Here is a 23883-nt window from a genome sequence, read left to right as displayed (position 1 = left end):
CAATCTATGGAGCAAGAAATTATGTTGATCCCCGTCGAGGACGGCCCTGCCGTAGTAGCATGCAACACCTGCCGACACAGCAGCACCGCAAAGGAGGATGACGCCGGTGTGCGTGGTGGCGCGCGTATGGTCGAGGCCCTGCGCGCCGTGCAGGCACGCGATGAACGCTATTCCGGTATCGCGGTGCAGGAAATGCCCTGCTTGTTCGCCTGCAGCGAATTCTGCACGGTCCATCTTCGTGCGCCAGGCAAAGTCGGGTATGTTCTGGGCCGCTTCACTCCCGATGAAGATGCCGCCGCTGCCATCCTCGATTATGCCGTCCATTATGCGCAAAGCGAACATGGCCGGGTTCCGTTCAAGGACTGGCCGCAGGGCGTCAAAGGCCACTTCATCACCCGCACACCGCCGCCGGGCTTTGTCGCGCAATGAGCACGTTTTCTTCCGTCGATGCCTTTGATGCTGCCATTGCCGATATGCCTGCGCCAGATGAAACAGCAATGGCCAGCGCGCGCAACCGGCAGTCGCAACTGACCAAGCCGCCAGGATCCCTGGGACGGCTGGAAGAGATCGCGATCTTCATGGCCGGTTGGCAAGGCCACGAAAGACCCCGGCTGGAACGGGGGCGTGCAGTCGTGTTTGCGGGCAATCATGGCGTCACGGCACGGGGCGTGAGCGCCTTTCCTCCCGAAGTCACCCACCAGATGGTGGCCAATTTTGAAGCAGGTGGCGCTGCCATCAACGCGCTGTGTGCCGCTGCCGGGCTCGATCTTCAGGTGCTGGCGCTGGAGCTTGACCGGCCAACCGCCGATTTCACCTCAGCCCCGGCCATGACCGAAAGCGAATGCCTTGCCGCGCTGTCTTCCGGGGCCGCCATGGTCGAAGCCGGCCTTGATCTCCTTGTCCCTGGCGAGATGGGCATCGGCAACACCACGGCCGCTGCAGCCCTCTGTGCAAAGGCGCTGGGAGGCGGTGCAGGCGAATGGGTCGGCCCGGGAACGGGGCTCGATCCGGCGGGCGTGGCGCGCAAGATCGGTGTAATCGAAGCGGCACTCGTCTTCCATCAGGTTGCACCGTCAACGCCTTTCGAAACCCTGCGGCGTCTGGGCGGGAGGGAAATAGCCGCAATGGCAGGTGCAATTGTCCGTGCAAGGCAACTTCGGGTGCCGGTGCTCCTGGATGGCTTCATCTGCTGCGCTGCCATCGCGCCGATCTTTGCCGCCGAACCTGCAATTGTCGACCATTGCCTGGCAGGGCATTGTTCGGCCGAACCTGGTCACAAACGGTTGCTCGAGCGGTTCGGTCTCGCACCGCTCCTCACTCTGGGCATGCGCCTGGGCGAAGGGAGCGGCGCTGCGGTCGCGGCCCAGATCGTGCGTTCAGCTCTCGCCGCACACAACCAGATGGCCACTTTTGCCGAAGCTGGCGTGGCTGCTGGCGTATGAGCGAGTTTTTCCTGCACCTCATGCGGCATGGCGAGCCCATCCACCCCGGTCTGCTTCTCGGAAGGACCGATGCGCCTACGACGCCCGAGGGCGTCGCATCATGCGTGGCACAGGTCGAGGAACTGTCGTTCCAGTCGATTGTATGTTCCGATCTCCAGCGCTCGGCAGAGGCAGCAAGAGCTATCGCCGATCCAAGAGGGCTGCACCCGATCCTCGACTCACGGTGGCGCGAACTGGACTTCGGCGACTGGGACGGTCTGGCACCCGCTAAGGTCGACAGTGCCGCGATCAGCGCGTTCTGGGACGACCCGGACGCCAATCCGCCACCCGGTGGTGAGCGCTGGTCTGCTCTGGTTTCGCGCGTGGAAGCGGCCTTGGCCGCAATCCCGCCGCAAGACACGCTGGTCGTAACGCATGGCGGAGCAATCCGGGCTGCGCTGGCCAGCCTGTTCGGCTTCGGACAGCGGCAGGTCTGGGCGTTTGACCTTCCCTATGCCGCGCTGATCAGCCTGCGGGTCTGGCCGGGAACGCCGCGCTCAGCCCAGATCGCGGGCCTTTGGACATGAAGCGCCCGATCGCATGAAAGGCTTCCTCATCGCACTCCAGTTCCTCACCCGTTTGCCGACACCCCGGCTCACGGTTTCTGCCGAGGAATTCGCCCAGTCCATGCGCTGGTTTCCAGCTGCTGGGCTGGTGATTGGCCTTATCGTTGCCGGGGCCGCCTGGGTTGGAGCAAGGACCGATCCCTGGACCGGAGCCCTTGCCGCCTTGATCGCCTGGGTTCTCGTCACCGGAGCCCTTCACCTGGACGGTCTGGGAGATATGGCCGATGCCAGCGGCGCGGCCCACAAGGACCGCGAGCGGCTCCTGGCCGTCCTGGCAGATCCGCATGTCGGCAGCTTCGGCGTAACGGCCATCACCATGCAACTGCTGACCAAGCTCGTGCTGCTGCATGGCATGATCGAGCACAGCCAGTTTCTGGCACTGATCTGGGTGCCGGTCGCCGCGCGCATCGCGCCGCTGGCATGGACCTTGTTGCTATCGCCGTTGCACGATGGCCTTGGTGCGCGCTTTCGGGGCGCGATCAGGCCGATCGATCTGGCGCTGTGGGCCGCAGTACTTCTCGCCACCACGGTGGCGTTTCCTGCATTGCTCATTGCGGTTCCTGCTGCGGCACTATGGGGCCTGTGGATCAAGCGCGCTATTGGCGGCATCTCGGGCGATGGACACGGCGCCGGAATTGAACTGATCGAGGCGGCGCTGCTGCTGGCGCTTGTCGTGATGGCGGCCGCATGACCCGCGATCGCTGGACATGGCACGGCGGCGGCCTCTCTGCGGCCCGCGCGCATTTCGGCGACGATGCGCGTGGTTGGATCGATTTTTCCACCGGGATCAATCCGCATGTCTGGCACGGTGCAGGGGCGGTGGAGATCGATTGGCGTGCCCTGCCAGACGAAATGGCCCTGCGCGCGCTGGAGCAAGCGGCCGCCGCCAGCTTCGGGTGTCATGCCGATCATGTCTGCGCGGTGCCAGGCACCGAAGTTGGCCTTCGCCTCGCCGGCAGGGTGCTGGGCGATGACGTCTGCCACGCCGTTCCATCCTATCGCACCCACGGCGAGATGGCGGCCTCCAGCCATCCCGTAACGCTTGGCAATCTGGCGCTGGCCGATGGATCAAGCCTGATCCTTGCCAACCCCAACAACCCGGATGGCGTCCTGCTTTCTCGGGAAGCCTTGAGCGATCTTCTGGTGCGGCGTGGTCGGAAAGGGTGGCTGGTAATCGACGAAGCCTTTGCAGACTGCCACCCCGACCACAGTTTCGCCGACCAAGTTGATGATCGGCACAGACTCCTGATCTTTCGGTCCTTCGGGAAATTCTTTGGCCTCGCCGGATTGCGGCTCGGTTTTGTGCTGGGCCCTCGTCCGATCCTGGCGAGTCTGCGTAAGCAGCTAGGTGCCTGGCCGGTCTCGGCGGCTGCGATCGCCATCGGCACCCGCGCCTATCAGGATATCGCCTGGCAGGACGCGATGCGGGAGCGCCTCATCGCCGAGGCCACCAGCTTCGATCAGCGCTTGGCCTCGTTCGGTTTGTTGGCAAGCGGCGCATGCCCACTCTTCCGGCTGATAACGACGCCGGACGCGTCACACCTGTTTGAACGTCTTGCCCGGGCTGCGATCCTCAGCCGCCCCTTCGCCGATAAACCGGATTGGTTACGCTTTGGCCTGCCCGCCAACGACGAGGCGATGGAGCGTCTCTGTGCCGTGCTCGAAGACCATGGCTGAACCGTTCGCGCTCATGGCCCTGGTGCTGGATGCTGCCATTGGCTGGCCTGGCGCGCTGTATCGCCGTGTCGGACATCCGGTCGGCCTGTTTGCCCGGATCATCAATGCCTGCGAAGGCGCATGGAACCGGCCAACTCACTCAGACGGCATACGCAAGACGCTCGGCGTCATGACCGTTCTGATACTGCTGGTGCTGACAATCGGGGCTGGACTTGGCCTTACCGCGCTCGCCCGGCACCTGCTGGGCTCATGCTGGTGGCTTGGTGCCGCAGCACTGGCCTGGCCCGCTCTGGCCCAACGCAGCCTCTACGATCATGTTCTTCCCATCGCAGTCGCACTGGAGCAGAATGATCTCGAAAGTGCGCGCCATGCCGTCTCCATGATCGTCGGGCGTGATACCGACACCCTTGATCGCGCGGGTGTGGCACGAGCTGCAATCGAAAGTCTGGCCGAAAGCTTTTGCGACGGCATCGCCGCGCCGCTGTTCTGGCTGGTTATCGGCGGCCTGCCCGGCGTCTGGGCCTACAAGGCGATCAATACGGCAGACAGCCTGATCGGCCATAAGGAAGCGCGCTGGCGCGCCTTTGGGTGGGCTGCGGCGCGCACGGACGATGTGATGAACCTGCTGCCGGCTCGGCTTGGCGGCGTCGTGGTATGTCTTGCCGGCGGCGGAGGGTGGGCCACGCTGTGGCGCGATCACCGCCGCCACGCCTCACCCAATGCAGGCTGGACCGAGGCGGCCATGGCGGGCGCGCTAGATCTCGCGCTCGCGGGACCAGTGTCCTACGATGGTGTGACCCATGCCAAGGACTGGATCGGCAGCGGGCGGCGCGATGCTGGCGCTGCTGACGTCAGGCGCGCTTTGCGCATTTATGTCCGCGCCTGCCTGTTGCTCTGGGCCATCGTGGCCGCTCTCACCTGGAAGGATATCGTATGGGCGCTCTGATGTTGCAGGGCACGGGTTCCGATGTCGGGAAATCGGTGCTGGTTGCCGGGCTGTGCCGCGCCCTTGCCAATCGCGGGCTGAGCGTTCGCCCGTTCAAGCCCCAGAACATGTCGAACAATGCTGCGGTTACCGTCGATGGCGGCGAGATCGGCCGCGCCCAGGCTTTGCAGGCTCTAGCATGCCGGGTCGAACCGCACACCGACATGAACCCGGTACTGCTCAAGCCTCAGGCCGACCACACATCGCAATTGGTCGTTCACGGCAAGGTCCGCGGCACGCTGGGCGGTGGCAATTTCCGGCACAAGCGTGGCGAACTGCTGCCCGAGGTCATGGAAAGCTGGCACCGGCTGCAGGCGCAGTGCGATGTCGTCGTGGTTGAAGGCGCCGGCTCGCCGGCGGAGATCAACCTGCGGGCAGGCGACATCGCCAACATGGGCTTTGCCCGTGCTGCCGGTGTGCCAGTCGTGCTGGTCGGCGATATCGATCGCGGCGGCGTCATTGCTGCGCTCGTTGGCACGAGGGCGGTATTGGACCCGGACGACGCGGCGATGATCCGGGGTTTTCTCATCAACAAGTTTCGCGGCGATCCGGCGCTCTTTGCCGACGGTTATCGGCAGATCGAGGCGCTTTCGGGCTGGCGAGGCTATGGCGTGGTGCCCTGGCTGCGCGCCACTGCCCATTTGCCAAGCGAAGATGCGGTCGTGCTTGAACGAACCGCACGCGAAACCGCCGGTCGCCTGAAAATCGCCTGCCCGATCATCCCCCGGATCGCCAATTTTGACGATCTCGATCCGATCAAAGCGGAAAGCTCGGTCGAACTGGTCATGGTACCGCCAGGCCAGCCCATCCCCGGTGATTGTGCGCTGATCGTCCTGCCCGGATCAAAAGCCACGATCGCTGATATGAAGGCGATGCGCGAACAAGGCTGGGACATTGATATCCTTGCGCATCATCGGCGCGGTGGAAAGGTCCTGGGCATCTGCGGCGGCTATCAGATGCTCGGCCGCCGCATCGCCGATCCGGAAGGGATCGAGGGACCACCTGAAGATATCCCCGGTCTGGGTCTGCTGGATGTCGAAACGGTCCTGACCGGAGATAAGGCGCTGCGCCAGGTTGCAGGCACTGCGCTCGATCAAGCCTTCACCGGCTTTGAAATGCACATGGGCGTGACCAGCGGTCCCGATTGCCGTCACCCCTTTGCGCTGCTCGGCGAAGGGCGGCCCGACGGCGCAACCAGTGCAGACAGGCAAGTCACGGGCACTTACGTCCACGGAGCATTTGCCAGCACGGCGCTGCGTTCAGCTCTGCTCGGCATGCTCGGCGCGCAGTCGGACGGGATCGACCATGATGCGAAGGTGGATGACGCGCTCAATGCGATCGCGGCTGAGCTTGAACATCATCTCGATGTGGATGGTTTGTTGAAACTCGCAATGGGGAAAGACGATGCGTAGCCTGTTCGTGATTGGCGGAGCGCGCTCGGGCAAGAGCCGCTATGCACAGGCCAGAGCCGAGGCGACCGGCCTGTCGCCAGTCTTCATCGCTACGGCTCAAGCTTTCGACGAGGAAATGCGCAACCGTATCGTTCGGCACCAGGCGGATCGCGGCGTGGAATGGGAAACGGTCGAGGCCCCCCTTAAACTTGCGGAAGCGATCGAGTTGCATGCCTCACCCGACCGGGTCTTGCTGGTGGACTGCCTCACGCTATGGGTGACCAATCTCCTGATCGGCGATCACGATATCCCGGCGGCAGTCCGCACACTCATTGAGACCATCACGGTTGCGCAAGGGACCCTCATACTCGTCAGCAATGAGGTCGGATTGGGCATCGTCCCGGAAAACCAGTTGGCGCGCCGGTTTCGGGATGAGGCCGGGTTTCTTCATCAACGTGTCGCGGCTTGCGCGAACGAGGTGCAGTTGCTGTGCGCTGGCTTGAATTTGCAGTTCAAATGAAAATGTCCCATTGTATTAATGGCATATTTGGAATTCAAATTGCGCGAGAGCCGGCCAGAAAGACCGCCAGAAGCTGGATCATGGCGCTGCCCATGGCGATGGTTGGCTGCCCGGTTTGGAAGGCGTTCATAACGTTGATGCGGCTTGTCGGGACATCTTTTTCCGCGACGAGAGTGCCTATCTGGTGGCGGAAAACTCTAGACCCAAGCGGTTCAAAGTTGGGTAGCAGTGCAACTTGGCGTCGGACTCTGCTCAAAATCGGTTACATTTCAGACCACCGTCACGGTGTATGTGCGCGCGGTAAGTGTCGCGGTGGCTCCCTTGGTCCTTGGGGCACCGCGTTTCAGCCTGAACCTAGGCTAGAGAAAGCTCTTGCCAGCGTGGTTCTCAAACAAAGCCGCATCTCGGACATAGCCAAGCAGCACCTCCACCTTTTTCTGTCGCGAGACCTCCTGCATTTTTGGCAGTGAAGCACCAGCCTTCGCAGCTTCGGTCAGGAATCCCGATCGAAGCGAGTGCGCCCCGACCGCAGCCGGATCGAGACCGACCTTCTCGGCGTAGCGCTGGATCAGGCGAGCAACCGAGCGATCTGACATGGGCTCCTTCGTCATCAAGCCCTGAGCATCGGTTCGATAGAAAAGGGGCCCCGCCTCCCCTCCCCTGACGCTCAGCCATTCGTTGAGGCGGGGACCGGGCTTGAGCACCTTGCCCGACGGAACTGCGATGACCTGCCCCTCCCCCTCCTGGTCGGTCTTCGAGTGCCGGATCGTCAGCTTGAGCCCTTCGCGCACGAGCTCGAGATCGGCGAGCTGCAGAGCGACCAGCTCCGAGCGCCGAAGTGCTGCTGCAAGGCCCAGCGCCATGACCGCACGGTCACGGATTGCCCTCGGGCTCGATCCTTCTGCAGCCGCAATCATCCGCGCCAGATCGGCCGCCAGAATGGCGCTCTTCTTGCGTGTCGGCCGTGCGCGCTGCTCGCGCCGAATGCCGGCGAGCGTATCGGCGATGACATCGCGGGGATCACGGTGCTGCGGCGCCACGTGCCCCGCCTGCCTGTGGTGCCAGGCAATGGCAGCAAGGTGCCGCCCGATCGTACTGTCCGCCCTCCCCGCTTGAGCCAGTGACGCCAGCCAGGTTGCAACCACCTCGGGCATCGCGGGCATGGGCTCAAGGTCGCGCGTCCAGCACCATTCTTCGAACTGCCGCCAGTCGCTGTCATAGGCGCGGACGGTGTTCGCGGCCTTGGATCGCGCCCTGTAGGAACGGGCGGCCTCGATTTCGGCGGCGAGCTGCGGAGGGATTGCCTGTCCGAGCGAGACGAGGCCCTCATCGATCGGCACCTCAACGATCAGCCCGGTGCCGTCAGCCAAAGCGCCTCTCCTTCATGCTCGATCGCGCCGCTGGTTTCTTCGGCGTTCTGCCCTTGGGAGAGCGGCGGCGTCGCAGCGGATTTGAGGCACTCTATATAGATTGTCGTGTTGTCCGTGAAGGGCTCTTATCGGACAGCAAACCCACCGTACAAGCTGGGTATACTTTTTATGCCATTTATATACTATCTGGCCGATGGTATCCGCCCCAGCACCTTGGCAACTGACGCTTGCCCGCATCGAAGGCGCCCTCCCCTTCATCTCACCCGAGTTGTCCGAATGCCTTGCGCTGGCCTCACTTCGGCGCCTCTGGCGCGTGCATGTGCGCGATTATCCGTTTGATAATCTTGGAATTGAACACAATCCGGGGCTCGAAGCGAGCGAGCTGATGCGCTCGTGGTATTCCGAAGAACGCCGTCAGTTCTTGTCGTGGATTAGCCGGCGAGGACACCCTCCCCTCGCCCATGCTGCCAAGCTGGTCATGGCCGCCAAATGTCACTCCGAAGGGTTCAGCGAGGCCTATTGGCCCGCCGATCGCGCGCTGGAGCGGCTTGACGCGCTGCTACCAAGCCGTGACCCGATGAGCACCTTGCTTGAATGGCTGACGGAACTGAGAACGGAAGAAATCGACTTTCTCGAAGGCGGCAGCGAGATGGTCCAGGTCGGAGGGTTCGCGGTAACACGTATGGCACCGCGTGGGGCGGCCTGGGCGGCATCGCTCGCTGCTGCCATGCGGCCACACTTGTTTGGGCTGGGCTCGGCGCCAATGGCGCTTGCTGGGGTCATGCCGCGGGCTCTGTTCCGTGAACTTCACGAGGAACCCCTGCCCGTCCTATTAGGCCGTGCGCTTCAGGCTACCGCTGAGAGTGCAGCCGCAGACCTCCGTGCCATGCAAAGGGCTCACCTGCAGGCTGAGGGAGCACTTTCAGGCCTGTACGCCTCCTCGACGGCTCCCCTGGCTTGGCGTCTGGTAGCCGGCATCGGACCTCTCACCCGTGCGGAGCTTGCCAGAGGCCTTGGGGTGACCAAGCGAACCGCTTCACAATCAGTTGCGGCTATGGTGACTGCCAGCATGGTCAGCCTTCGAACTTCCGATGGAGCAATCGTCCCAACGGACACGTGAACGTATCATGGACCCCGGAATACTTCCCGGTAGCAAACGCCAATTCGATGATGTGAGGTCGCTCTGCGACGCAGCAACTGTTCTACGAACTTTGTCGCCCTGCCTGCGTCGGCGAAGGATAAGATGCGTCGCTGTCCACGCGTTCCAATCCGCCCCCACGAGAATTCAACAATCGTGACACCGAACAGGTCCTGGCTTCGAGATATGACGTACCGCCTTGCAACATTGAGATCGGGATCTTTGGCTTCGAGCCAGATCTGACATTCCCTTTGTCCAACCTCTAACATGCGGAGGACTATGCGATAGCCACGTGAAGTTAGGCCAATCGGAAGTTTGAATCACAGGTCCCTGTCGTGATTCACGGAATCGATCTTAAGGCTGTGACCAGCGCTAATCTGCCGAGTTGCCATTCTGGTGGAATGTACGCATCGCACGCAAAGCGGTCATCGTCGAAGGGATATGTCGGCCTTCCTTAATCTTGAATCAAATCAATAACAAATCCGCCGCAGGCGTGAACGTTAGGGGATTTAGATTCTAAGGTTAAGAGGTTACCTGCTCGTGATCAGCCTGCAAACTCCTGATTTCTCGCGAGTCGGGGCGGCTATGCCGAATCTGAAAACACGATGTTCGGTTTCTGATAGCACGACCGCCAGATTCTAATAACACGTCATCTGATGCCCGATCACACGTTCGCCACCTCCCCGCCCTGTTGATAACTTTGAAAGCGCGGCTGTGAGCGTGAGGCCAGAGGATCAGTTAGCGTTCCGATTCACATATGATGCGCCGATCCCAAACTTTCTGATCCCCCATTTGCTCCTAGGCTGAAACGAACGTGTTTTCGGAAATGTGGTATTTCCGGTCGAACGTGTTTTCAGGAATGGTTTTTGGAGGCATTTTCCATCGTCCAGATTGAAGGCCGACCTGTCGGGTTTCTGGATCGCAGTGACTGAAGTGGAGCCTCAGGCGATCTGCCAGCTGGCTTGAGCGCTGCACAGTAGATCGCTGATTTCAGTCAAAGATGGACGGCAGAAGCACGGCTGTAGGGTCTATGCCGGTACTCTTGGGCCTAGTCAGCGATTTATTTACCTGGCGCCGAACGTAGACGCGGTCCTCTGATCGGGCGGGCTAAGCGAAGTGATTCCCGAAAACACGTTCGCTAGCTGCCGTGCATGATGAGACTGTTCTTATTCTTACGATAGATCGCTATGCCTGCGGCAGAGCGTAATCAGGCCTGAAGCCGAGCGGCAGCTCTACCAGCGCGCCGGGCGCCGCTACCAAGTCCTGCAGAAGGTCGCGATCTTCAAAAGCCCGGAAGCGTATGCTTGTTGCGCTCGTGGTGCTTCTTCATGAAGCCGTAGAACCGTTTCGAGTAGTTCCTTGGCAACTCATGCGGATTGCTGTTCAAAAAGGAATCGAATTGCCGCATCAGCACATCGAGATCCCAACCAGGACATTCAGCACGGATGGCCTGATAGATTTCGGGGTCAAGAGTGTCCTGAGCGCCCCCTCCCCTTCGTCGTGACTGAGATTGGCTCGCATTGCTGTCCAATGCCGCTGATGCATCGGCTTGCTGTTCGGGGCGCAAGCTCGCGCTTGTTGTTGCAAGGAGCTTGCGCACGAGGGCAGGATCAACGAATTCCTGCGGAGGGCTGACCTTGGCTGCCTTTTCGGGGGTTGCGCGCTGAATGCGCTGGGGTCTGCTCTCCGTGGCGACAGAGCCACTATGTTCGGTTTTTCCAGAAGGTTTTTCGAGATGGCGACGCATCACCATCTTTAGCTTTGGACGCGGCGTCTCTGCTCCAATGACCTCCAGACTGATATCCGGCAGGTTGTTAGCTCGCGCCAATTCAAGAATCTTGTTCTTGAACGAGGGTAGGGAGCTTTCGCTGCCGCTTTTCTGATGAAGAGTTTCGAAGCCAATCGTGAAACCTTCTGGCCCATTGCCACCAGCGTGCTTGCGAGCTGCGCGGTAGAGCCATTTCCCAAGTCCGCTCGTTATCTCGAAATACAGAGGCGAAATCGCAAGGACATTTCGCTTGTCCATGACCCCGTCGAAGAACCACTTAGAAAGCGTGATTTCCATCCCAAGCGAACGCTGGGTTCGCTCATCAACGAGATGAGTATAGCTATCGATCCACGAAAATGTGGTCTCGCGGGATTTGGAGTTCGCTCGGATGTTCGTCTTGATCGTCGTGGCCTGAAGGCGATCAAGCGCTGCGATCAGTCGCTCATAGGCGCGCCCGCTTACACCCCAGCAGATTCGCTTGAGAAGATCGCCAGGTTGAACACGAATGGTCGGCGACAGGTCATTGTCACCCCGCTCGCGCAATTCGTTGAGGTGGGACGCCAGATAGATCATGATATCTGCATCCCAGATGGTCGCCATCCCATAGGCTGGGTTGGCTGATACATGCACGGTGACCGACTTGTCCGGACTGAGGTACTCAATGGGTTTCAGGCGCTTCTTCTTCGAAAGGCTGAAGAAAGGGCGCTGCATGGTCTCCTGATAGTCCCGCAGCGAGATATCGCTGAAATCAGGCAGCGTGAAGAACATCTCGAACTGCACCCGGCGACCGGAGGAGGACTGATCTTTCTCGCTCACGTTCTTCGCCTAGTAAATCTGCCGCTGTCCCACATGTGGGACAAGTGAGCTAAACATATGAAATAAAACGATAAAAGCCACATTTTCAGAGTGGTAAAGGCATGGCCATAGGTGGGTCCAAAACCCTCCTTCATGGGGCAGGCCTTTTCAGAATCTTCGCCTTCTCAATCAGAGGGCGCAATGCATCAAGGATTTCGTCAGCGCTCAAATCAGTGGGGTTGATCGTTATCGTGAGCCCTCGTGCACGATCCTTTTCGATGACACCAATGGACGATCCTGCGGCTTCGATTACGGCTTTCTGGGCACGGCCAGGCCTGCCCGAAACTGCCTTGAGCAGACGGACAACAACCTGAGGGCCAGAAATTGGCTCTTCGTCTCCGGATTGCCGGAAACTTTGTTCCGCAGCGATTTGCTTTGCTGCTTCCTCCATCCTGGGGCGCAGCGATGGGTTGCGTATGGCTGGAAGAAGCTTGTCACCGTACCGGACCTGAAGTTCCATTGGCGAGGCAAATGCGCTTACGATTGTTTGCGGGATCTCTGTCAGGCCGATGTACCGGGCGAGCGTAGATTTCGAGATCTTCACGCGTTCAGCAAGCCGTGCCTGAAGGCCATCGTAATAGGTGTCGACTGCTGCCTTGTAGTTCAAACCGCGTTCTAAGTCTGAGATATCTTCCCTCTCGCGGTTCTCGATATCAGCAAGGCGGAACGCAGCTTCGTCATCGAGATCTTCGATAATCGCTACGAGCTCGATATCCGGGTAGTGATTGGCGTTGAGCCACGCGACAGCCCAGTGACGCCTTGTGCCAATGATCAGTTCGTACTGCAGCTCACCTTGCTGCTTACGACGCACGACTACTGGGATGCGGTTCCCGTTTTCTGCTTGGATCGACTCAATCAGAGATCGCAAACGGGGTTCGGTGAGCTGTTCGTAATCACGGGCGTTTCCCGGCCAGATCGAACATTCTGCAGGTTTGAGCCGGATGGTCGGGCGCTTGACCATCCGCGCTGCTTCCGTGAAGCCTTCAAGCCGACGTGTTGTGAAATTGCGCGATGCAGTTGCCCCTGCAGCGTCCTTGGCTTCAGAGACGGAAGGCTGGTCAGGGGCAGGGGAGGCGAGGGCCTCGCCAATCAATGAACGACGGCTCACGCTGCAACACTCCCTGCCGTGTCAGATGACCGTCTCGAAATGCTCTTCGACGGCCACTGCTCGTGTATTTCGTTCAGAACTTCTCCGAAGACTGCGTTGAGATTGTCCCGGCAACGCTGGTAGGTTGCGTGCGCAGCTGAAGGCTTGCTTTCATAGATCGACCGGAATGCTTGAGTGGCATTCTTGATTTCCTCAGAAGCCAGAATTGGCTGATTCAGCAGGAAATTGGCATATGTGGCCTTCATCATCTTCCACATGTCGGCTTCACCTGGCTTGCTGGGGGTGTAGGCCGAGCAGACGACGCGAATGAACCCATAATCAACAGGCGTTCCGTGATCCTCGAGGATCTCGATATTCTCGGCGATGGTGTCCATGAAATGGATGGTTGAAAGATAGTCGAGCTGCCTTGCCGGAACCGGGATGAGCATACCTGTTGCGGCGGCCATCACATTGAGGCCCAGGAACCCCATGGCCGGCGGAGGATCGAGCAAGACGACGTCGAAGTCCTTGATGATACTGTCGATGCCAATTCGGAGACGCTGAAGTCCCTCGCGCACTGCTTGTCCGCCCTCCGTCAACGTTGCCGTGAGGTCCCACTCTGCATCCTGCAGGCCAAGGCTTGACGGCACTATTTTGATTGTAGGCCAAGCGGTTTCTCGGATTGCCTTCCTGAAATCATCGAATGTACTGCGAGGCGACAGGAAGTTTCCTAAAGTCTCCTCTTCATCGATAAGTGCTTCGGGCTGGATGTCGAACATAGTTGTCGTTGACGCCTGCGGATCGCAGTCGATCACGAGAACGCTATATCCGTTCAGTGCGAGAAAATCGGCGAAATGCTTGGTAATCGTACTCTTGCCGACGCCGCCCTTGAAATTCTGCACGGCTACTACGACCGCATTCTCATGGGCTAGCTTGCCCGGATGAATGTTCAGCGCCTTGCGAATATGAGTAAGGTCTTCGAGCGTGTAATAGCGACGGCCATTGTTAAGCTGCTTCGGAGGCGCGAGACGTCCCTCCTTCTCTGCCTTGGCAAGCGCTTCAGGCGTTCTTCCGACCAATTCCGCTGCCGCCGTAGGCCCAAACGTGATATCCAGGACCTTGCGTTCATCAGGTTTGAACACCACAGCTTTGACCCGATCGCGCATCATTTCGCAGGATCTGGTCATATTTCGCAGTGTGTTCACGGTGTAGGACATGCGTCTGCCTTTCGATGAATCGCAGTTCTGCGACCCAGTTCGTGTTTTATGATCATTTTCGGCGGTAGAAGTCAAACCGATATCTTCGGGATGGTGCCGGTCCCGAATCCTCGTCGCTGCCGGGCACCCCTTGTCGCATAGCCCGTAGTGATCACGGGCTCATAAACCCGAGGCGAGAGGGAAGGGGGATGACCTGATGCGGTTCAGCATCAGGAGCAGACCGTGACCGACCTATTTGAACAATCCAGCCAGAAGCTGGACGCAGCAATCACCGAAATCCAGAACGCCATCGCCACCGGAATGGCGAACAAACAACGCCTGTTTGAGACGATGAGCCAGCTCTACGGGGAGGGCTCCGCAAACGGCGCCTGGAGCCAGAGGGACGCCTTTGACCTGCTCGAGGCGGCATTGACGCGCCACATGGCCGGACTCCTGAGCAAACCTCAGATGCTGACCCAAATTTCGGAGATCAGCGCGCTTATCGAGGCGCTGCCGACACATACGGTCAGAAGTGAAAACCAGCTCAGGTACCAGCAATTCTCGACGCCCGCTGACCTCGCAGCGCTATCCGTGATTTTGGCGCAGCCGCTTGCAACCGATATCGTTCTTGAGCCGAGCGCCGGACATGGCGCTCTGGTGGCAACTTTGCCCGATGTCCGCGCATTGCATCTCAATGAGATCGATCCGCGCAGGCGGGAGAAGCTGGCTCTGCTGTTCCCCCAGGCCACCACCACGGGGATCGATGGAGCCATGCTGGCATCGCATCTCGACGCTGCTGTGCAGCCCAGCCTGATCCTGATGAACCCGCCGTTTTCCCGCTCAATGGGACGAGGAGCAGACGAGTTCGCGGCTGTGCGTCACCTGCGCGCTGCCATAACGCGGATAGGGCAGGGGGGGCGGATCGTCGCGATCATGCCGGACTGGTTCACGACGAGCGCGAAGCTTGCGAAAATCTACGACGACACCTTCGCCTCTTGCACGGTCCGCACATCAATCCGCCTCGATAAATGCTATCACAAGCAGGGCACTAGCGTGGCTGTGCGCTTGTACGTGATCGACAAGATCCCGGGGCAAACCAGACCAGCAGTTTTGGCGCGGGAAACGGTTGCAGACGTGGCGTCTGCGGTTCCAATCATCAAACGCGTGACAGCCCAGCCCGACTGCGAACCGCGCGCGGTGCCGCCGAAAACAAAGCCGGGCGCGCTCTTCAAAGCCATGCGGGCAACGCCGATCACAAAGCCCGTCAAAGCGAGGGCAGCCCAAGCGCCCAAGATCGAAGCACTGGCGTTCAGTACCCTGGACAAGCCGCGCGTTCTCGGTGAGCAAAGCGGGGTCTACATCCCATACCGGCCAAGCCGGATCGACATTGTTGGTGCACGCGAGCATCCGACGCCGCTCGTCGAAAGCGTGGCCATGGGTTCGATCCCGGCACCGATCCCGGATTATGTCCCGGCGCTGCAGGATCGGGTTTTGCAGGAAAGCCTGCTATCCGAGGCCCAGATCGAAACTGTCATCTATGCTGGGAACGCGTGGCAGCAGTATCTGCCTGGCCAGTTCGTTCCGGCTGAAGAGGGCGTAGGCCTCCAACTCGACGAGCAAGGACGGGCCTATCGCAAAGGCTATTTCCTCGGCGATGGCACGGGGGCAGGGAAGGGCAGGCAGATCGCCGCCTGCATCCTTGATGGATGGCTTGCCGGACGCCGGAAGGCCATCTGGGTATCGAAGAACGAGAGTCTGCTCGAAGACGCGCGCCGCGACTGGAGTGCCATCGGCGGCCTTGCTGCCGACATTCAGCCGCTTTCGAACTGGAAGATCGATCAGGCGGTTCCGTTTCGCGAAGGAATCCTGTTCGTCACTTACCCGACCCTTCGGAGCCAGCGTCAGGATGCCACGCGCCTCAAGCAACTACTGGACTGGGCGGGCGAGGATTTCGACGGTGTCATCGCCTTCGACGAGAGCCACGAGATGGGCGGGGTTGCGGGAGGCGAGGGCGCCCGGGGCACGAAAAGCGGATCCTTGCAGGGCATCGCCGGCGTACTGCTGCAAAACAATTTGCCCAATGCCCGGGTTATCTACGCCTCTGCAACCGGGGCCTCGGAGGTCAACAACCTTGCCTATGCCGTGCGGCTCGGTCTGTGGGGACCGGGCACTGCGTTTGCCAACCGCGAAGATTTCATCAGCCAGATCAGGGCAGGGGGCATCGCAGCGATGGAACTCGTGTCGCGCGACCTCAAGGCACTCGGGCTCTATCAGGCGCGCGCGCTCAGCTTTGCAGGGGTCGAATACGACATCCTGAAGCATGATCTGACCGCCGAGCAGATCGCGGTCTATGATACTTATGCGGATGCCTGGGCGATCATCCATCAGAACATGGAGGAAGCGCTGGAGCTCACCGGCGTGGTCGATGAAATCGGCGGCGCAACGCTCAACAGCGGCGCAAAAGCTGCGGCACGCAGCCGGTTTGAAAGCACCAAGCAGCGGTTCTTCAACCAGCTGCTGCTGTCGATGAAGCTGCCAACGCTGATCGCTGCCATCAATCATCATCTGGACCGGGACGAGGTGGTGGTGGTTCAGCTGGTCTCGACTGCCGAAAGCATCCTCGATCGCCGTCTCGACAGCCTTTCGCCAGAAGAGCGCGCGGAGCTCGACCTCGACCTCAGCCCGCTCGACGCTGTGATCGAGTACCTCGAACGCGCCTTCCCCACGCAACAGATGCAGGTATTCGTCGATGATACCGGCACCCAGCGCTCTGCACCGATGTTCGACGAGGAAGGCCGTCCCGTCCACAACCAGACTGCGATCGCCCGCCGCGGCGAGATGATCGAGCACCTGTGCGCCATGCCGCCGATCAAGCCAGCGCTGGACGGGATCATCGAGCACTATGGCCCGGAGAAAGTCGCCGAGGTGACCGGGCGCAGCAAGCGGCTCATAACCCAGAGCGACGGGCAGCAGCGGCTCGAGACCCGCTCGCCGCGGACGAACCAGTCCGAGACCGACCAGTTCATGGATGGCAGGAAGCCGATCCTGGTCTTCAGTGATGCGGGCGGCACCGGGCGGTCCTATCACGCCAGCCTCGATGCAACTTGCCAGAAGCGGCGCATCCACTTCCTGCTGGAGCCTGGATGGCGAGCCGACCGGGCCATCCAGGGGCTGGGCCGAACGCACCGGACGCATCAAGCCAACACGCCGCTGTTCCGGCCTGTGACCACGAACTGCAAGGGGGAACTGCGGTTCACCAGCACCATTGCGCGCAGGCTCGATAGCCTCGGCGCGCTTACTCGGGGCCAACGCCAGACGGGCGGGCAGAACCTGTTTGACCCTGCCGACAATCTCGAGAGCGAATATGCCAAGGCGGCCCTCTCGACATGGTTTGCCTTGCTGGCGGACGGCAAGCTCAAGAGCGCTACGCTGATCGATTTTCAGCGCCGCAGTGGGCTCAAGATCGTCTCCGACGATGGCGTGCTCGAAGAGGACCTTCCGCCGATCCAGCGCTGGCTCAATCGCATCCTCGCGCTGCCGATCGGGATGCAGAATGCGATCTTCGAGGAGTTTCTGGGGTTGGTCGAAGCGCGGGTGTCAGCAGCGCGCGAGGCCGGATCGCTCGATGTTGGCGTCGAAACCCTGCGGGTTGAACAGGCCGATATTGTCGAGGACATAGTCCTTCGGACCGATGAGCGAACCGGCGCCACGTCGCATTTGCTGCAGCTAGCCCTCAAGACCAGAGCACGGCCGATCTCGCTTGAGCGTGTCCTTGAGCGCCGCGACTATGCCGACGGCTGCATTCTGCTCCACAATATCAAGAGCGGGAAGGCGGCCTTGGCCGAACCTTCGCGGCACTTCATGACAGAACAGGGGGATTTGATCCGGCGGGTTATCCTCCACCGTCCGCTTCGCCGCGAATACCACCACTTCGATGACCTCGCCGAATCCGCATGGGAGGAAGTCCCGCGCAGGACCTTCGAGAAGCTGTGGCAAAGCGAGGTTGCGGAGCTTGCCGAACGGCTAACGACGGAGACCGTGTACCTTGCGACCGGACTTCTCCTGCCGATCTGGTCGAGCCTGCCTATCGACTATCTGGAGGTCCGGCGGATCGTGGACGAAGAGGGCAGAAGCTGGCTCGGCCGTATGGTCCACGAACTCGACGTGGCGAAGCTGCTCGAGAAATTCGACATTGCCTCCACCGTTGAACTCAGCCCGGAAATGATCATCAGGTCGCTCGGCGAAGGCCGGACAGTCCCGATCAATCAGCCCTTCGAGGCGACCTTGAAATGCTCCCGCGTGGCAGGCGAGCAGCGCTATGAAATCGTGGGGGTCCCGCCTGAACAGCTGCCTTGGCTCAAGAGCATCGGCTGCTTTACGGAAATCATTGCGTTTCGCACACGGGTGTTCATCCCGACAAAGGCAGCGCTGTCGGTCATAGGCGCGATGTTTCGAGCATGATGAAAAGCAATGCTGGGAACATCGATGCCGGAGCCCTGACGTCCCACGGTTTTCCTCTTGGTCTGCACTATCTGTGCAGCATGGAAGGCCACGAAGTGGGGCATTCCTGTCAGTGTCGGTGGCGTTTGCTAGCAACGGCTCGCGCCAGAATCAGATGTTTCCTGCTTGTTCGCAACGACGAGTGAGGCTGGCCGGTTGGGGAGGGCGACAGTGCTCGTAGCACCCTCGGCGCAGCCGAAGCCGATCAGCTTCGACAGTTCGGGTCAGTCGAGTGGATGGAGTCAGCGACGTGACCGCATCACCGACACCGCTGCCTACTTCTTTCTCAGCGTCAGGGTGTTCGGCCCCAAAGCCTTTGCAGGTACGGCAGGCGGTACCTGAACTGGCGTGGCCCCCGCCGCTACAGCGGTCTGCGCAGGTCCGAACGCAGCGCCCAGAACCTTTTGCACTACCGCGAAGATCGCGGTCAGATCGTGCGGCTCTACCTTGGGAAAGACAGCCTTCCCATTGTGGACCAATGGGCGGAGGCGGTTGATGTTGACCGTGTAGAGATGGTCGCAGACGACATAGGCGATCCGCCCTGCAGCCTGCCCTTTGGGATTGGGATTCCTGGAGAGCTGATGAAAGTTCGTCCCCGCTTTCTGCTGCGCGCTCGTAACGGGCAGGATAATGCAGGTGTCGTGTAGCGAATTGGCCGCGCGAATAACAATGCCAGGGTGCTCTTTCACGAACTCGGGCGCATAAGCGTCGTGCGGAAAATCGATCCAATACATTTGGCCCATGCGCGGTCGGCTTACGATACGCCGTTCGCGGCGGCTGATTGGCACATAGCCCGCTTTGATGATCTCATGATGCAACGGAAAAGGATGCCCGGCTTCCGTCAGTAAATGGGCCACGTCCGGCATGTTTGTGAAATCGATCGGCACATAGCCCTGTGCCAGCAACTCTTCGTCTGTCGGGATTGGCACATAGCCCGCTGCAAGCAGTTCGGCCTCGGTCGGGAACGGCACTTCCATAGTCGGCTGATCATCTGAATTGTCGTCATTCGGCATGGAGAGGCTGCTTTTTCCCGGCGGTTGGTTGTCTCATTGCGGCGTGCTGGTATTCATTGGTCGACTATATTCACCCCGTAGCGCATCGAGTGCTATTTGGGTGTAGCCAGCTTCGTAGATTTCGATCTGGGTTCGGCGCTTGTAATAGGAAAGCCGACGACCCGGCGTATCCGCCTCGATCCGCATACGCGCCACGCCCCGGATACCTGGCGCGCGACGATGCTGCGCGAGGGTCACTAACATGTCGATGCCATAGCGTTCGAGCAGGTTGCTGCGCTCTTCAGAAAGATTGGCCGCAGCGTCGAGCATCGTGCGGGTGAGCTGATAGACATCGTCACCCTCACCCTGATGATACAGGGCGCCGGGATCGACTGGAAACAGCGGCTCGGCATCCGATTCCTCGCTGTCGAAGATCCATGCTTCATACCAGACGGCCCCGATCTTCTCGAGCATCGCCACCCGCGCCCAGAAATCCCCCCAGGCTCCATCCTTGTTGCGGCTTTTCGAGCGATGATAACTCGCCCAATCACCTTTCGCAGACTTCGACCCACCGACGAGGCGAAGTGCCCAAACGGAATGGATGCCGATCTCAAAAACCTTTCGAGCAGGATAATCGTCGGGCGGGGTCTGGCTCAACGCGCCGATTGGCACACCGAATGTCGCATCGAGCTGGACCAAACCATAGAGGTCCACCAGCATTCGCAGTAAGAGCGCGTCGCCGGTCTCGCGGACACGGCGAAGCATTGAAGCCTCAGTTTCAATTCCCGTTACCAACGCGACCGGCAGAAAGATGGGGTCGCTGTCGAGAGGGATCGGCTGCAGGCGATATTGCGGATAGAGCTTCGTCGAGCGGTCGGTGTGCGCAACGAACCCATGCTGGATCAGCTCGTCGATCGCGACCTTGGCCCGTGGCTTGCCCATTCCTGCATGCTGTTCGCAAGCCTTGGTCGACCATTTGCTGAGCTGATGGTCGCTGCCGGTCCCGGCAAGCAGCACAATATATGCGGTGACGAGGTTCAGCCTGTTGTTAGTCTCAACCTCCCATAGGCGTTCCCATGCTGCGCGATCAATGGCAAGAAAGTTGCCGCCTCGCCCCTTCCCCCGAATGCGATCGGCACCGACTGATTCGGCTTCACGGGACGCCGAATCGTCCAAAGGCGCATTTTTCGATCGTTCCACGAGGGCGTGGTAACACGTCTTTCTGTCCCCATCAAGGTATTCAATGCAATCAAGGGTATCAAGGCAATCAAGAACAATGGAACATATCAAGGGAATCAAGGAAAATGGATCATGCCGTATAACGGCCTGGCTCGCAAGGAATGTCTGAAATCAGGGACTTAGGATTCAAACGCGAGTTGAATTTTAACGCCTTTGGCCTATATAGAACTCACAGCTCAGGCTGCTCGGCTTAACGGCCTTTTGGAATTACACCGCAAGGTGCTCGGGGAGAGCTTCGCAAGAGGCTCTCCCCTTTCCTCATCCAGATTCCTTTAGCATCAAGCGCTTTCCGATCACCGATCGCGCATTGTGCGTTCAGCTCTCGCCTTCAGGCAGGTGCTGTCGAGAAGCGATGAAAACTGCCTTTCAAAGCTCGACTAGCTAACGTCGCATTCTGGCTCAAAGCCGGTCTGGTTACGCCGCGAATGGTGGCCATCCCAGAATCGCGAGCTCCAACCCTTTCGGCATTTTGTTCTTTTATGAGTCGCTCCGTCCAGCTCAAGACCATGTTATGCTGTTCACCCTCAGGGGAGAAGATGGTCAACTCTTAGTCCTGCGTGAAACGCAGATCGGAAGGGGAGGGGGAGGGGATGTGTGCCCGGGTGATTGCCGGGTGCACATCAGGAGCGACCACGATGCTTATTCCCTTTTCCCGGCTCTATCTGAGCGATGCCAATGTGCGCAAAACGCGCAGCGAAGAAGACGATATCCAGCTTTCCGCCGACATCGAAGCGCGCGGCCTTTTGCAGAACCTGCTGGTCACCAGGAGCAAGAAGCGCGGCAAGTTTGCCGTGATCGCCGGTGGCCGGCGATTGCGGGCCATCGAGATGATCGTCACGCGCGGTGCCTGGGCCCCCGATACCGAGATCGAATGCAAGCTGCTCGAAGGCAGCGAAGAGGAAGCAGGCGAGGCCTCGCTTGCCGAGAACTTCCAGCGCGTCGGGATGTCACCGGCTGAGGAATGCCGGGCCTTCCAGCACTTTATCAAGGAAGGCAGCGACGTTGCCGCGGTCGCCAAACGCTTCGGCCTCACCCTGCGCTTCGTGGAAGGCCGCTTGCGGCTAGCGAACCTTGCCGAGCCGATTTTCGAGGCACTCGCCAAAGGCGATGTCACACTCGAGATCGCCAAGGCCTACGCAGCGACCGACCAGCACGAGGTGCAACTGCGGGTCTTTGAGCAGATGCGCTACGCCTATAACCCAAGCGCCGATGCCATCCGGCGTATGGTGGCGAACGGTTCCATGCGCGGCAATGACCCGATTGCGCTGCTGATCGGCGAAGATGCCTATGTGGCCGCCGGCGGGAAGATCGAACGCGACCTCTTCAGCGAAGCGGCAGATGATCGCTGGATCGACATCGAGATCGCCCACAGGCTTGCGGCCGAGAAAATGGAGGCCGAAGCCCAGCGGATCGCTGCTGAAACTGGCCTTGCCTGGATCAGCCCAGTGGCGTCGACCAATTCATGGCAGGCGCGCAGCGAAATGGGCGTCAATGCTGTCCGGCTGCCGCCCGCGCCGCTGTCCGAAGAAGCACGAGCCCGAATTGACGCGATCGATGCCCGCATGGAAGAAATCAGCGAGATCATCGACGAAGGCCATGAAGGCGGCCCTGAAGGCGACGGGGCCGATTTCGGGCAGCTCGAGGCCGAGTATGAGGATCTCGATGCTGAGCGCAGCGACCTCAATAACCCGGTGCGCGAACTGCCCGAAGAATGGCGCAGTGACGCGCCACCTTCAACGCATTGCTGACGGAAGGCCGACCGAATGTGAGGCAGACGACCAGGCTCTGCGGTCCCAATGCATTGAACGCCTTGCCGAGCTCAAACACAGGCCTGCGATCATTGCGCTGGTCAAACGCGGGATCGACTATCGTCCCGAAGAACTGCGCCACTACCGGCGCGAGGGCACGCGGGCGCTGCGCCAGATCGCAGCAGGGATCGGGCTCGAGCACGCCGATTATCGCATCAGCTATTACACCTCACAGGAACAGCTCGCGGGCGAGCATGTGCTGGAAGCCGACGGGATCTACGTCCGGATCAGCCCGGAAAGGTTCGGCGAGCCGGGTCTCGCCTGGCGCAACCCGTTCTGGAAACCGCCTGGCGCGGTGATGCGCAAAGCGCCGATCACCGCCCTTGCAGACATTCCCGCACTCACGGCGCGGATCGCGCGCGAATTGAAGATCGCACCTCCGGCGCAGCCGGGGCTCATCTGAAGGAGAACACGCATGGGCTGGCTTTACATGCACCGTGCCGGAATGGGGGGCTTCGACACTCCCAAGGCCTATCTTGACAATCAGCTCACATGGGAGCGCGAGAATGAAGAAACCGGCACCTTCGAAGGATGCCGGGTCATCAGAAGCGTGTCCACAACCGGTGCCTACTACGCGGCTGGGCGCAGCGCAACAAGGTCGATCTGCGCGATCTCCACATTCGCAACGTCGGCGGCCAGCGGGTCGAGGTGGGTATCCGCAAGAGCGCCTACGATCAGCGCGAGAATTACGACAACCGGCACGGCCAGAGACAGGACGGCTTCTGGCGATGATGAAGTCCACCGCAGCGTGCCTGATTTGGACCACTGGCTTGTTGCACGACGCGAACGGAGCTCAGAATTTCGGCCTGATGGAGTTGTGGCGTATTGAAGCCGCTGGTTCCGCGGCTTCCAATATCTTCTTATGCAGCCAAAGCAGATTGCACGTTGCCAGGAAAAAGCAGGAGAGCGAAGGCATTTGCAATCTGCCGGGCGCTTGATTCAGACAAGCCAGTCACATCCCCCACCAAGGCCCCGCCATCGAAAAAGCTTTTAGGCTCAAGGCCAGAAGCGATCAGTTGATAGGTTCGGAACAGAACCCTTGCCATTTTCCCATCGGCAGACTGTCTGATCATCTGGTCATAATCAGAATCCAAGCTGATATGGTCCCAATGGACCGAGAAGTGTTTTCTTGCTTTTGCCACGTGCAGGAACGGTATCTTGCGGCGTTGGCACTCATAGAACCAAGCATCGCGAGCGGCCGAATCTCGCTTGTCGATCATTTTCCAAGCGGGGTTAGGCCATGGGATCCCTTTGAGGGGTCAGGACATAGAACGGGCACAGATATACGCTAAGCGTCTCTGCGCGCACTT

21 protein-coding genes are annotated in these 23883 nt (G+C 60.1%); 13 read left to right on the top strand and 8 right to left on the bottom strand.

Translation table 11 applies throughout. The features are described from left to right. The first annotated feature begins 21 nt into the window (after positions 1-21). From AX725_RS19190 to cobU, 8 genes are read left to right on the top strand one after another with little or no spacing between them, the layout of a single operon-like run. Positions 22-429, top strand: coding sequence for a DUF1636 domain-containing protein (locus tag AX725_RS19190; protein WP_039330657.1), 408 nt, complete (start codon positions 22-24; stop codon positions 427-429). Continuing rightward, positions 426-1442, top strand: coding sequence for a nicotinate-nucleotide--dimethylbenzimidazole phosphoribosyltransferase (cobT, locus tag AX725_RS19185; RefSeq protein WP_039330659.1), 1017 nt, complete (start codon positions 426-428; stop codon positions 1440-1442). Before AX725_RS19190 ends, cobT begins: the two co-directional genes overlap by 4 nt. Then, the gene (locus AX725_RS19180) at positions 1439-2008 is read left to right on the top strand and encodes a histidine phosphatase family protein (RefSeq protein WP_039330661.1); all 570 of its coding nucleotides are present in this window, start codon (positions 1439-1441) and stop codon (positions 2006-2008) included. Before cobT ends, AX725_RS19180 begins: the two co-directional genes overlap by 4 nt. Positions 2009-2021: 13 nt before the next feature. After that, positions 2022-2738, top strand: a complete 717-nt coding sequence (gene cobS, locus AX725_RS19175) for an adenosylcobinamide-GDP ribazoletransferase (RefSeq protein WP_039330663.1) — start codon at positions 2022-2024, stop codon at positions 2736-2738. Then, positions 2735-3724 carry a threonine-phosphate decarboxylase gene (locus AX725_RS19170; protein ID WP_039330665.1) on the top strand — a complete coding sequence of 330 codons (990 nt, stop codon included), beginning with the start codon at positions 2735-2737 and terminating at the stop codon, positions 3722-3724. Before cobS ends, AX725_RS19170 begins: the two co-directional genes overlap by 4 nt. Continuing rightward, complete coding sequence (cbiB, locus tag AX725_RS19165) at positions 3717-4670, top strand: adenosylcobinamide-phosphate synthase CbiB (RefSeq protein WP_039330667.1); 954 nt, start codon at positions 3717-3719, stop codon at positions 4668-4670. Before AX725_RS19170 ends, cbiB begins: the two co-directional genes overlap by 8 nt. Beyond that, on the top strand, positions 4658-6121 hold the full coding sequence (locus AX725_RS19160; RefSeq protein WP_039330669.1) for a cobyric acid synthase: 1464 nt from the start codon (positions 4658-4660) through the stop codon (positions 6119-6121). The genes cbiB and AX725_RS19160 overlap by 13 nt, the downstream gene beginning before the upstream one ends. Further along, entirely contained in the window at positions 6114-6620 is a 507-nt protein-coding gene (gene cobU / locus AX725_RS19155) for a bifunctional adenosylcobinamide kinase/adenosylcobinamide-phosphate guanylyltransferase (protein WP_039330671.1), read from the top strand. The genes AX725_RS19160 and cobU overlap by 8 nt, the downstream gene beginning before the upstream one ends. A 359-nt stretch (positions 6621-6979) precedes the next feature. On the opposite strand, the gene AX725_RS19150 is transcribed toward cobU, so the two are convergent. After that, the gene (locus tag AX725_RS19150; protein WP_230960947.1) at positions 6980-7990 is read right to left on the bottom strand and encodes a site-specific integrase; all 1011 of its coding nucleotides are present in this window, start codon (positions 7988-7990) and stop codon (positions 6980-6982) included. Between the two features lie 193 nt (positions 7991-8183). Between AX725_RS19150 and AX725_RS19145 the strand changes: the two genes are divergently transcribed. After that, the gene (locus AX725_RS19145) at positions 8184-9110 is read left to right on the top strand and encodes a hypothetical protein (protein WP_066114029.1); all 927 of its coding nucleotides are present in this window, start codon (positions 8184-8186) and stop codon (positions 9108-9110) included. A gap of 5 nt (positions 9111-9115) precedes the next feature. Here the strand turns inward: AX725_RS19145 and AX725_RS20695 are convergent, their stop codons facing one another. The 4 genes from AX725_RS20695 to AX725_RS19130 form a co-directional block, all read right to left on the bottom strand. Next, a complete protein-coding gene (locus AX725_RS20695) occupies positions 9116-9397 on the bottom strand; it encodes a WGR domain-containing protein (protein WP_082660524.1) in 282 nt (93 codons plus the stop codon). 1013 nt (positions 9398-10410) lie between these two features. After that, the gene (locus AX725_RS19140) at positions 10411-11664 is read right to left on the bottom strand and encodes a replication initiator protein A (protein WP_082660526.1); all 1254 of its coding nucleotides are present in this window, start codon (positions 11662-11664) and stop codon (positions 10411-10413) included. 178 nt (positions 11665-11842) lie between these two features. Next, a complete protein-coding gene (locus AX725_RS19135; protein ID WP_058803371.1) occupies positions 11843-12859 on the bottom strand; it encodes a ParB/RepB/Spo0J family partition protein in 1017 nt (338 codons plus the stop codon). Continuing rightward, the gene (locus AX725_RS19130; RefSeq protein ID WP_058803372.1) at positions 12856-14055 is read right to left on the bottom strand and encodes an AAA family ATPase; all 1200 of its coding nucleotides are present in this window, start codon (positions 14053-14055) and stop codon (positions 12856-12858) included. Before AX725_RS19130 ends, AX725_RS19135 begins: the two co-directional genes overlap by 4 nt. Positions 14056-14277: 222 nt before the next feature. On the opposite strand from AX725_RS19130, the gene AX725_RS19125 reads away from it, so the two are divergent. Further along, positions 14278-18495, top strand: coding sequence for a strawberry notch family protein (locus AX725_RS19125; protein WP_058803373.1), 4218 nt, complete (start codon positions 14278-14280; stop codon positions 18493-18495). 314 nt (positions 18496-18809) lie between these two features. On the opposite strand, the gene AX725_RS19120 is transcribed toward AX725_RS19125, so the two are convergent. Then, positions 18810-19547, bottom strand: coding sequence for a type II toxin-antitoxin system PemK/MazF family toxin (locus AX725_RS19120; protein WP_062344765.1), 738 nt, complete (start codon positions 19545-19547; stop codon positions 18810-18812). A 33-nt stretch (positions 19548-19580) separates the two neighbouring features. After that, positions 19581-20702, bottom strand: coding sequence for a hypothetical protein (locus AX725_RS19115; RefSeq protein ID WP_058818313.1), 1122 nt, complete (start codon positions 20700-20702; stop codon positions 19581-19583). A 698-nt stretch (positions 20703-21400) separates the two neighbouring features. Between AX725_RS19115 and AX725_RS19110 the strand changes: the two genes are divergently transcribed. The 3 genes from AX725_RS19110 to AX725_RS19100 all read left to right on the top strand — a co-directional run bounded on the left by AX725_RS19110 (position 21401) and on the right by AX725_RS19100 (position 23305). Further along, positions 21401-22513, top strand: a complete 1113-nt coding sequence (locus AX725_RS19110; RefSeq protein ID WP_066114797.1) for a ParB/RepB/Spo0J family partition protein — start codon at positions 21401-21403, stop codon at positions 22511-22513. Then, positions 22485-22976 (top strand): hypothetical protein, encoded by a 492-nt coding sequence (locus AX725_RS19105; RefSeq protein ID WP_066114799.1) that lies wholly within the window; start codon positions 22485-22487, stop codon positions 22974-22976. The genes AX725_RS19110 and AX725_RS19105 overlap by 29 nt, the downstream gene beginning before the upstream one ends. A gap of 128 nt (positions 22977-23104) precedes the next feature. Continuing rightward, positions 23105-23305: a hypothetical protein gene (locus AX725_RS19100; protein ID WP_066114800.1), complete on the top strand. Its 201-nt coding sequence runs from the start codon at positions 23105-23107 to the stop codon at positions 23303-23305. Positions 23306-23433: 128 nt separating this feature from the next. Here AX725_RS19100 and AX725_RS19095 read toward each other — a convergent pair whose 3' ends face one another. After that, entirely contained in the window at positions 23434-23793 is a 360-nt protein-coding gene (locus tag AX725_RS19095) for a hypothetical protein (RefSeq protein ID WP_058456890.1), read from the bottom strand. Positions 23794-23883: the final 90 nt, after the last annotated feature.

Source organism: Blastomonas sp. CCH9-A1, from assembly GCF_001557175.1.
GTDB lineage: Bacteria > Pseudomonadota > Alphaproteobacteria > Sphingomonadales > Sphingomonadaceae > Blastomonas > Blastomonas delafieldii_A.
Note: the sequence above shows the minus strand (reverse complement) of the source record. Positions and strands in the feature narration are given on the sequence as shown.

Excerpts from the sequence above, each read along its gene's own strand:
- AX725_RS19190 (WP_039330657.1), top strand. The coding sequence starts at position 22 with ATGTTGATCCCCGTCGAGGACGGCCCTGCCGTAGTAGCATGCAACACC.
- cobT (WP_039330659.1), top strand. The coding sequence starts at position 426 with ATGAGCACGTTTTCTTCCGTCGATGCCTTTGATGCTGCCATTGCCGAT.
- AX725_RS19180 (WP_039330661.1), top strand. The coding sequence starts at position 1,439 with ATGAGCGAGTTTTTCCTGCACCTCATGCGGCATGGCGAGCCCATCCAC.
- cobS (WP_039330663.1), top strand. The coding sequence starts at position 2,022 with ATGAAAGGCTTCCTCATCGCACTCCAGTTCCTCACCCGTTTGCCGACA.
- AX725_RS19170 (WP_039330665.1), top strand. The coding sequence starts at position 2,735 with ATGACCCGCGATCGCTGGACATGGCACGGCGGCGGCCTCTCTGCGGCC.
- cbiB (WP_039330667.1), top strand. The coding sequence starts at position 3,717 with ATGGCTGAACCGTTCGCGCTCATGGCCCTGGTGCTGGATGCTGCCATT.
- AX725_RS19160 (WP_039330669.1), top strand. The coding sequence starts at position 4,658 with ATGGGCGCTCTGATGTTGCAGGGCACGGGTTCCGATGTCGGGAAATCG.
- cobU (WP_039330671.1), top strand. The coding sequence starts at position 6,114 with ATGCGTAGCCTGTTCGTGATTGGCGGAGCGCGCTCGGGCAAGAGCCGC.
- AX725_RS19145 (WP_066114029.1), top strand. The coding sequence starts at position 8,184 with ATGGTATCCGCCCCAGCACCTTGGCAACTGACGCTTGCCCGCATCGAA.
- AX725_RS20695 (WP_082660524.1), bottom strand. The coding sequence starts at position 9,397 with ATGTTAGAGGTTGGACAAAGGGAATGTCAGATCTGGCTCGAAGCCAAA.
- AX725_RS19140 (WP_082660526.1), bottom strand. The coding sequence starts at position 11,664 with ATGTTCTTCACGCTGCCTGATTTCAGCGATATCTCGCTGCGGGACTAT.
- AX725_RS19130 (WP_058803372.1), bottom strand. The coding sequence starts at position 14,055 with ATGTCCTACACCGTGAACACACTGCGAAATATGACCAGATCCTGCGAA.
- AX725_RS19120 (WP_062344765.1), bottom strand. The coding sequence starts at position 19,547 with ATGCCGAATGACGACAATTCAGATGATCAGCCGACTATGGAAGTGCCG.
- AX725_RS19110 (WP_066114797.1), top strand. The coding sequence starts at position 21,401 with ATGCTTATTCCCTTTTCCCGGCTCTATCTGAGCGATGCCAATGTGCGC.
- AX725_RS19100 (WP_066114800.1), top strand. The coding sequence starts at position 23,105 with ATGCCGGGTCATCAGAAGCGTGTCCACAACCGGTGCCTACTACGCGGC.
- AX725_RS19095 (WP_058456890.1), bottom strand. The coding sequence starts at position 23,793 with ATGATCGACAAGCGAGATTCGGCCGCTCGCGATGCTTGGTTCTATGAG.